We start from the raw sequence: 9494 nt of genomic DNA on the forward strand, positions 1-9494 counted from the left end.
GTGTGTTTTCCCGTTGTAAGTTCGGCTAAAATTTTTAATTTGAAAGGTTCACTGTACCGTCTAATTACTTTGTCATTTTTATACATAATTGTTTTGAATTATGTAGCCTTATTTTAGGACGGGTCAATATGCACCACAACGGTTTTGTATATGGCTCGTAGCGTGTAAATTAGCGATTATTTTCGGATTAAGCACAAGCCAGATTTTTAAATTTTACTATTTATCTTTTTATTGGAAATCGTCAAATTTAAAAATTTGGCGACTTTCCAAATATACCTTAACTTTGGTTGATCAACTGACTAGATATGAGTTATATACGTTGTTGTAAGTAGTGCTTTTCACGTTCTGCTTGGTTTTCCGATGTTTCTTATTTAGTTCAAATGTGAGCGTTGGCAAGACATACTCTTTTGCAATTTTTGGCGTAGTGTTGGCTGTAGCGAATTGCGAATGTGTATGGCTTTGAGCGTTGGCTTTTCATTCAATTAATATTCTTTTTAGTCCTTTTGTTTTCAGTCAGTCTATTTTCACAAGGTTCGTATTCTAAAATATATCTTCTTCCTTTTCTCTTTTTGTCAATGTTTGAGTTTTAGTTTCATCTTTCTTTAAATCTTCTTTATCTGTATCAGAACTTGCAGGTCTAGCTCTTGTTGATGCCCAATCTCTTAATCCGTCAATTTTATTCTTCATTGTAATAGCAAGAGGAACAATTGCTTTTGCAGATTCAATAAGGTGTGATAATTTTATTGCAGGTTCTTCATTGTTTTCAATATATGCCTTAAACATTGCTTCTTTTACAGTTTCTTCAATTTCAGCTCCATTGAAATATTTAGATTCATCAATTATTGGATTGAAGTCAGTTATGTTTAATTGATTATTTTTCTTAAGATGAATTTCAAATATATTTTTTCTTTCTTTCTTGGTTGGTAAGTCTATAAAAAATATTTCATCAAAACGACCTTTCCTTAAAAGTTCAGGCGGAAGATTGCTTATGTTATTCGCAGTTGCAACAACAAAAACTGGTTTGGTTTTTTCTTGCATCCAAGTTAAAATGGTTGAAAATACTCTTGAATTTGTGCCTCCATCTTTTTCGCCTCCTCCAGTACTTAATCCTTTTTCAATTTCATCTATCCACAAAACACAAGGTGCGATTGCTTCTGCTGTCATTATTGCATTTCTTATATTGTTTTCACTACTACCAACCTCTGATTGAAATACTTTACCTATGTCTAATTTTAATAATGGTTGATTCCATTCTGTAGCAATTGCCTTTGCTGTTAAACTTTTACCAGTTCCAGGAACACCTAAAAGTAACATTCCTTTTGGTTCTTTTAAACCAAACGCTTTCGCCTTTCTTTCAAATGCTTTACTTCTTTGTTTTAACCAAACTTTTAAAGTATCTAAACCACCAACACTTGAATCTAAATTTTCTGTTGTATGATAATAATCTAGAATACCACTTTTCTTTATTATCTGTTCTTTTTCGCTTGCTATAATTTTAATTGCATCTTTACTATTTAAACCAACTTTTTCTTTTGCTAAACGAAATGCTAAATCAGCTTCAACATCTGTTAATCCAGCACCTGCATCAAGAATTAGGTTTTTTAAATCTTCATTTATAACTTCATCTTTTGTTATTACTTTCAGTCTTTTTTCTAAATCGTTTTTATCTGGTAAAGGCATATTTAAAACTGTAACATACTTTTCCAATTCAATAGGCAATTTAAAAAATGGCGATAATAACAATAAGTGTTTGTTTAATACTTTAAAATATTGTGTGAGTTTTCTTAATTGAACCACAAACTTTTCGTCTCGAAACTGTTTATGTGCATCTTCAATAATGAAAATCTCTTTTGATTCTTGGTTCTCATTATTACCTTTTAATAAAAATTCAAGAAAAGAATCAGGATTTTTAGTTTCGCCATTATTTGGATGTTTCTCAACTTTATCTAATTTATTTGAATTTTCATCTTTATTATGAATTTGTAATCCATCGACAATATCCCAAGTGCTAAATTCATATCCTTTTCTAAATGCTGTGCTTCTAACTTTTTGAATTATGCGACCATATTCTGGTGATGCAAGGTAAATTAGCGGATAATTTGCATCAAGCATATATTTTAAATCTTCAAATGATTTTTCCATTGTTTTAATTTTTTGCTATAATTTTATTTGAAGCACTACAGTAAGACTTGTTTTTATATCTTACAGGTATTTCTTTTCTTTTTATTTCTATTCCTTCTCTTCTAGTATTTCCAAATGATTTTTCTATTCCTTCCATTGCTTTATCTGCTAATTCGTGAACATCATATGGAATGTAGTTTGAATCAGAAATTATAGTGCCATCTTTTAGAATTGAAAATTCTATTTCAGTTCGCTTTTCATCTTCATTTTCTAGTTTAGAATAACCAACCATAAAAAACTTCTCTTTCACTTCTTCATTTGGTTCAAAGTCATAGTCTTTTTTTAGAGAGAACCCAACACTTTCAAATTCTGTAAGAATCGTCTTTTTTGCGTATTCTACATTCAAAGTAAAAAACTCACTCTGTAATTCTTTAACTAATTCTTTACCGTTTTTCAGATAATAACTGTTATAAGTTACTGTTCCGTTTTTAATTTTTATTGCATATTCTCCGTGAAGCTTTGTGTTTGGTATTTTAGTAACAACAACTTCATTATCACTTTTAATTTCATATTCCCAGTTAAATTTCTTAACTGCTTTAATAAAAACCTCTGTTTTAAATACTTGAGGGTTTTTCAGGAAAGTGGATGTTTCAAAACAAGACATATTATCGTTTTTTTCTATTGTTGGTTCTATTTCTTTTGCTAAGAGAAAGTAAAGAGGTTAATTCAGTAATTGTTTTAGCTGGAATTTCTAGCATTTCAGCTTTAATTTGCAAACCTTTATCATTAGTTAAAAGAATAGGGTTTCTTTTTTGGTATTGCAATGCGACAGATAAAATCATATTATCAGGTGATTTTTTATTTAAATCATCAGGTAAGTTATCAACTTTACTTGTATTGAAGCTTATATTTCTATTTTTTTGATGCTTGCGGATTTCTCTAATTGCTTCTTGTGCCTTTTCTTTAGTTTCACTTCTATTTTTTAAACCATCTAGTTCATCAATGACTTTTGTAGAAAAAATAATATTTTGAAGCGAACCAATTATATCAACTATTTTTGGTTCTTCTATTAGAATATTTGTGTCAATAATTATTGATTTCCTCTTTTTTATTAATTCAAACTCTTTCTCTTTGAGTAAAAACTTCTTTTCCAATTCTAAAAATAATCTTGATTCTATCTCTTTAAATTTTTCTTTCTCTTTATTTATTTTTGATTGTAAAGTTTTAAATTTTCTTTCTTCAGATAACTCTAAATTTTTCAGTTCTTCTAACATTGACGCAATGAAGGATTTTATTTTCCCGTTTTTTGCATTTTTTACAGCATTTAGTAATGCTATCTTATTTTCTTTAATTTCACTTAAAATTAAATCGTATTCAGTTACGTTATTAAAAGGGATTATTTTAAAATCAATATCCTTAATTTCTTCTATGCTATAATTAGATAAATCGTCACTATTTATTTTTTTAGCAATTAGAGAGTCTATTTCATTACTAATATTTTCTACATACTCATCAGCAAAATCTCGTCTAAAAGTGTCAATATGTTCTTTAATATCTACATTTGAATACTTTTTAACGAATTGATATTTGATTGATTTTTTATTTATTTCTAAAGGAAAAATTTCTTTTTTATATATAGATGTTTTGTTTGAGTTTTCAGTTATTACGTTAAATTCATCTATGTTGCCAATTATTAAATATGAATTTAAAGTTTCTGAAACTTTACTTTTAAACTCTTCTAATTCATTTTCTAAATCAACACTAACAGGAAGATAAATGAAAAGATATTTATCTTTTATGTCGATAATAATTTTAGATAATGTTTCAATTAGTAAACCTGAAACCTTATTAAACATTAACCAAACTTCATTTTCTGAATTTTTGATAATTGTATCTAATTTATCAATAAACATAAATGGTTCAATAAATTTTAGTTGATTGATGTTTTTTGCGATTTTTTCAGAAATATTTTTATCCTCAGCTATTATCCTTTCAATTTCTTTTTGAGATTTAATTAATACTTCTCGATATGAAAAATCATTAGAATTTGGATTTTGATAAATACCATACTTTTGTAAAATTTGAAAAAACAAATTGTCCGCGTTTACTTTGTTTTCGTGTAAAAATGAAGAAAAGTAATCTTTAGTTGTTTTTGAATATTCTTCATAAACAAGAGTTCTATATTTTCCAGAAATTGCATCAACCAAAAAGACTGCATATAAAGTAGCAGATTTGTGTTCTTTTTCGATTAGAACAGAATCCTTAAAAGAATTCATTTTTTCAACATTATAAATTTCAGGGATTTGATTTTCTGAAAATGATTTTAATAACTGTTCATCTTCATAATTAATCCTAGAATTAATTGAATTTTCTTCAGTATTAACACTTTTCAAAAACTCAAAATTTTCCTTTGCTATTGAATGGTCATTATTTGTGTTGTCAAAATATAACTCAAACCGCTTATTTGTATGAACTTTAAACTTTTTCCCTTTTTGAAAGTATTCCTTACCTATATCAGTTAACTGGCAATAAGAATAAGAAGTGTCTCCAGTAGTTATCATATCAAATTCTTCTAAACTTTGAAGTGCTTCTCTTAATATTTCACTCTCTGCTAGGTCTTTGTATTTATTCTTTAAAGGATTATCTTCTACATTAAATCCTAAAACTTCACCAATCTGTTCAAAACTTAGTGCTTCTTCAATATCTAATAAACCACATATTGTTTTATCAAAAAGGGTGAATTCAACTGCTTCTGTACAAGTTGCAGAATACTTTGCTTTTGTAAAGAACCATTCAAAAGGTTGATAACCAAGATATATTTCAGTTAGTTTTTTATCTTGTTCAATAGCTTTAAATATGTTGTAGTCTAAATTATTCATCATCACCAAATTCTTTTTTTAAGTTTTTGAAATCAACAACAATCCCTTCATCGTTTATAGTGTCAATTACATTTTTATAAATTTGGTTTCCATTTTTATCTTTAAATCTGTAAAACATATTTTTATTACCAACAACTATTAATAATCGTTTGGCTCTTGATAGTGCTACATTCAATCGTTTAGGTGATTTAGCAAAACCAATATCTTTATTCGTTTTCGTTATTCCGTTTTCTATCTTTTTATCACTCCTTACTGTTGAAACAATAATGATGTTTCTTTCCATACCTTGAAATTTATCGACAGTATTTAAACGAACTGGTATATTATATTTGTTTCTTGCCTTTAAGGCAACTTCTTTCAGTCTTGACACTTGGTGTCCGTAAAAACTAATTAAACCAATTTCTTGTTCTTCTTGAACTTTATTTTGGTCGTTATTGTTTTGCCAATGTTTCATATACTCTTCAAATCCATTTGATTTTTTTAGTAGTTTTATGACGAGCTCAACAGCTTCAATTTCATAATTATTTATTCTTGATGTTCCGCTTAATTCTTCTGGTTCATCCACATTAACCCAAATAGTATGGATGTCTGGATTTATAAACTTATTGAGTAAAAATCCGTGATGTCTAGAAAATGGATTATTTAGATTGGTGTCATATGCATTTTCCTTTATCGGTTTTCCCGGTTCTAAACCACCTTCATCCAAGTAGAATTGTTTAATTACATTGTTTATTTTTGGATGCATTCTATACTGTTCATTAAATGTAGATTTAATGGTTGTTGAAACTTTAGGGTGCATTATTAATCTTTCAAACTGAGAAGTTTCTACAAAGTCCTTATCAATTTCAGATGCCAATTCTTTTGATTCTGTTGTTTCAAGTGATTCTAATGTTTCTTTAAAGGTTTTATCGTGAAGCATTGGTGGTAATTGTCTATGGTCGCCAATTATAATATTTTTGCGTCCAAAACACATTGGCAATAATAATTCAGGTGGTGTCGCTTTACTTGCCTCATCAGTTATTATTGTATCAAATTCAATAGGTTTAATTACCTCTAATAAATTTGTTCCTTTATACCAACCGTTAAAACCTATATGTTTTTTACTTAGATTTTTAGCTCGTTTATATAATTGACCAATTTCTAATTCGCCTTCATAATCGTTGAAAATTCGTTGATAATCAGCACCGAAATTTGGACTTCCTGCTGAACTACTAGTGCTACCAACAACATTTGCATATTTAAAGTATTTATCTTTAAATAAGGTTTTCATTTCTTTATCAGGTTGAGCCATTTCAAAAGCCCAATCTTTCATAATGTCACTATATTTTGGATTAGATTGTTGAGAATTGTTCGCAATTCTTCGCATCCATAATTGTACAGAATTATTGTAAAAATCTTCTTCAACTATTTCAACATCATCTTCCTCTAAAACTTCATTTTCATAATTATCATCAGTTTCAAATTTTTTGTCAACCCATTTCATTATGCGTTCAAACGCATACTTTTTTCCTTCTTCCTCAAACTTACTAGCTCTTCCAAAACGTATTGGTTTTACTAGTGTATGATTTTTATTTAGTAATTTTTCTAATGCGTTATCTACAGCAAGATTTGTTTCAGAAGTTAAAAGAATTTTTTGTTCTTGGTTAACTCTTACCATTTGCCAAATCATTTCTGCGATAACAGTTGTTTTACCAGTTCCTGGTGGACCTTGAAGTAATGCTAAATCTGTACAATTTAAAGCAGATAGAACAGCTTTTCTTTGAGAATCGTTTAAGATTAGTAATTCGTGTCTTTTTAATTCATTCCATTCTTCCTCATCTTTTGAGAGGTTTTTATATATTTCCTCTGCTTTTGAACTATCAAAAATGAAATCTTTGATTTTTTCGTTTACAGGTTTTAGGTCTAATCCTTCTTTTGGATTAGTAATTTTATTCATTGCTTCATTTAGCCAAGATATTTTTGCTTGGTCTCCTCTTAAATTTGGTGTTACAAATTTAATTTTAGGTTCTTCTTCAATGAACTTGAAAAATTTATCTGTTTGACGTTTATCATCTGACCATTTATAAGGTAAGTTGAAAACGTAATAATTATAGTCGGAATTTCTACCATTTAGATTTCCAATTACAACCTGTCTTTTTTTGTATTCAAATTTATCACCTCTATCAATGTAGAATTCTGAACCAGCTATCTGTCTTGTTTTATCCAAAAACTCTTCTTTTTTAGATTTTTTAGCTATGATGTCGATTTTTACTTTGAATTTAAAATCGTCATTTAATGGCGAGAGCATAATATTAAATCTATTTAAAGATTTTATTTTCTCGTATTTTGATTTTAAATCTGAATAATCAACAAATTCAAAAGCAACAGTTTGTTGTGATTCACTAACATTTGTGTCAAAATCGAATGAATAAAATTCTCGTTTTATTTCAGTCCAAAAAGTGTTTTTAAATGATGAGTTTTCAAACCTTATTGGTTCGTTAACTCTAGATTGGTCGAAGTTTAAATACACTTTTGACTTAACTTTATCTTTTCCAAAAAGGGTGATTAATTCTTGGTACATTTTTTTTAGACTATCAAATTCATTATGTTTTCTTGAGAAAACATTGTGCCTTAATCGTCTCAATAAATGGTCGCTAATATTTAAGTTCTTATCTAATTTTATATTGCAATGCCAATCAATTTCGAATTCTGCTCCGTAACTCTTGAAGTAAAATTGCTCTAAAAACATTTTATCTACAACTTCCTGTTTTTGAGATAAATTATTTATGTAAACATTAATTGTATCGCTATTATTTGAAACTATAAAACGATTGTTAAATGTTTTACTAATTTTATTTGATATGGAAAAAGGTGTGATTTTAAGAACACAAGCAATTTGTTTATTCCTTTCGAGTATGGTTGTAAAGTCTTTTTGTATAACTCTATCTAATACATCGTTAATATCTTTAAACCTCAAAAGCAGACTTCCATCAGGATTTATTCTTTCGTTTAAATTGAAAGGTTCTTCTGAAATAATCTTTTCAATATTCTTAAATTCTGGATTTTCTTCTTGCTTTAACTTAACTCGAAATTGATAGAGTGATTCGTGAATATTTATCGGTTGGTCGTATTTGACTATTTCTAATGGTTGAGAATTTTTATTAAGAATGAGTTTTTGTGCTTCAATCCATTTATCCCAAATTTCTTGCTGATTTTCAATTTCTGATTTTGGCGAAATTTCAAGTTTGCATATTTTGTTATATAAATCTTCTAATTCTCTTTGAGAGCGATAAGGTTTTTTGAAATCAATAAGTTTTACTTTACAATTTTCAGTAACAGTATATTCATCTGAATTGAGTTGTTGAATTTCAGATATTACATTTTTCGATTTTTGATTTATTATTGTTTTATAGTCGAAAGTTTGCTCTTGCCATTTTAAAACTAATTCTATTTGCTTGTTTTCAATTTGAAAAGTTACTTTATGCTCGTCTTCATTTTTCTTTTGAAAGAAGCATTTTATTGATTTGTTTTCAATCCATCTTTTTAATTCTTCAAAGCTTCCTTTATTTTGTTTGTCAAGAGTACTTACTGCTTTATTTTCGAATCTTATTATTAGTTCTATTGGTTCGTCATCGAAAATATCTTCATTATTATGGTATGCCATTCATTCTCTTTTTATCAGTTCTGTTGAGCGTTGGCTAAAAACAGCTCTTTTATTTTTTTCAGCGTTGGCATTTCGCGTTGGCAAAAAAATGAATGTGCTGTTTGTGCGTTGGCTTTTTTAGTTCAAATGTTTAATTTTATTACGATTACCGCATTACTTACAACGGTTTTGTGTAAGGAATGTTGCGATTTTGTATGCGAGGATTTTCCGCAGGAAAATCAGAAGCTAGCAAAAGAGCAACGACCAAACGATCGAACTAAAATAAGCAATGTTTTTTACACGGTGTTGGGTTTTAGTGCTTTTATCCGTTTATTGTTTAGTTTGTATTTGTCTTTTTGTGTTTGAGTATTCAATCCGCAAACTAGCTGAAATTCCGCAATATTTTTAATTCAGATGTTGAGTGAGCGATTCCGTAACTTGCTAAATTCCGCTTATAGTTTGGTTAAGTTTTAATTCAGATTCTGCAAACGATCTAAAATAGTCAAGGTTAGTTTTTTAATATTTTGATTTCGCAAACCTGCCAAAATTCGGCTGTTGTTTTTCAGTATAAGAACTGAATTTAAGCCGGAACTTTCGATTGGTAACAGGCGTTTCCGCATTAAACCCAACGTTTCGTGTATGGGCAGTGGCGTGGTTCGTCACGGACAATTCCAAACAGTCACTTGCCTGTGGAAAATCCGCAGGATTTTCCAAGTAGGTAAGGACAAGCCATTGCTTATACACATCTTAAGTTTACAATTCATTAAATTAGATAAATAATCAGAAAGAACAAAAGAGAGGATTAAGGTTAATATACACGGTGAAGATTAAACTTCGTCAACATTGATAATCCCCTCTCTTTTACTACTTAA

The 9494-nt window shown here is 28.6% G+C and carries 4 protein-coding genes; all 4 read right to left on the bottom strand.

Translation table 11 applies throughout. The features are described 5' to 3' along the window. Positions 1 to 540: 540 nt before the first annotated feature. Genes ACFPH8_RS14775 through ACFPH8_RS14790 form a run of 4 tightly spaced genes read right to left on the bottom strand, consistent with a single transcriptional unit; the run spans position 541 to position 8643 of the window. Entirely contained in the window at positions 541 to 2142 is a 1602-nt protein-coding gene (locus ACFPH8_RS14775) for an AAA family ATPase (RefSeq protein WP_376862201.1), read from the bottom strand. Positions 2143 to 2146: 4 nt separating this feature from the next. Then, positions 2147 to 2785, bottom strand: coding sequence for a hypothetical protein (locus ACFPH8_RS14780; protein WP_376862203.1), 639 nt, complete (start codon positions 2783 to 2785; stop codon positions 2147 to 2149). 1 nt (position 2786) lies between these two features. Next, positions 2787 to 5003: a PIN domain-containing protein gene (locus ACFPH8_RS14785; RefSeq protein WP_376862205.1), complete on the bottom strand. Its 2217-nt coding sequence runs from the start codon at positions 5001 to 5003 to the stop codon at positions 2787 to 2789. Beyond that, positions 4993 to 8643 carry an AAA domain-containing protein gene (locus tag ACFPH8_RS14790; protein ID WP_376862207.1) on the bottom strand — a complete coding sequence of 1217 codons (3651 nt, stop codon included), beginning with the start codon at positions 8641 to 8643 and terminating at the stop codon, positions 4993 to 4995. Before ACFPH8_RS14790 ends, ACFPH8_RS14785 begins: the two co-directional genes overlap by 11 nt. Positions 8644 to 9494: the final 851 nt, after the last annotated feature.

Source organism: Bizionia hallyeonensis, assembly GCF_042657385.1.
In the GTDB taxonomy this organism is placed as follows: Bacteria; Bacteroidota; Bacteroidia; order Flavobacteriales; family Flavobacteriaceae; genus Algorimicrobium; species Algorimicrobium hallyeonense.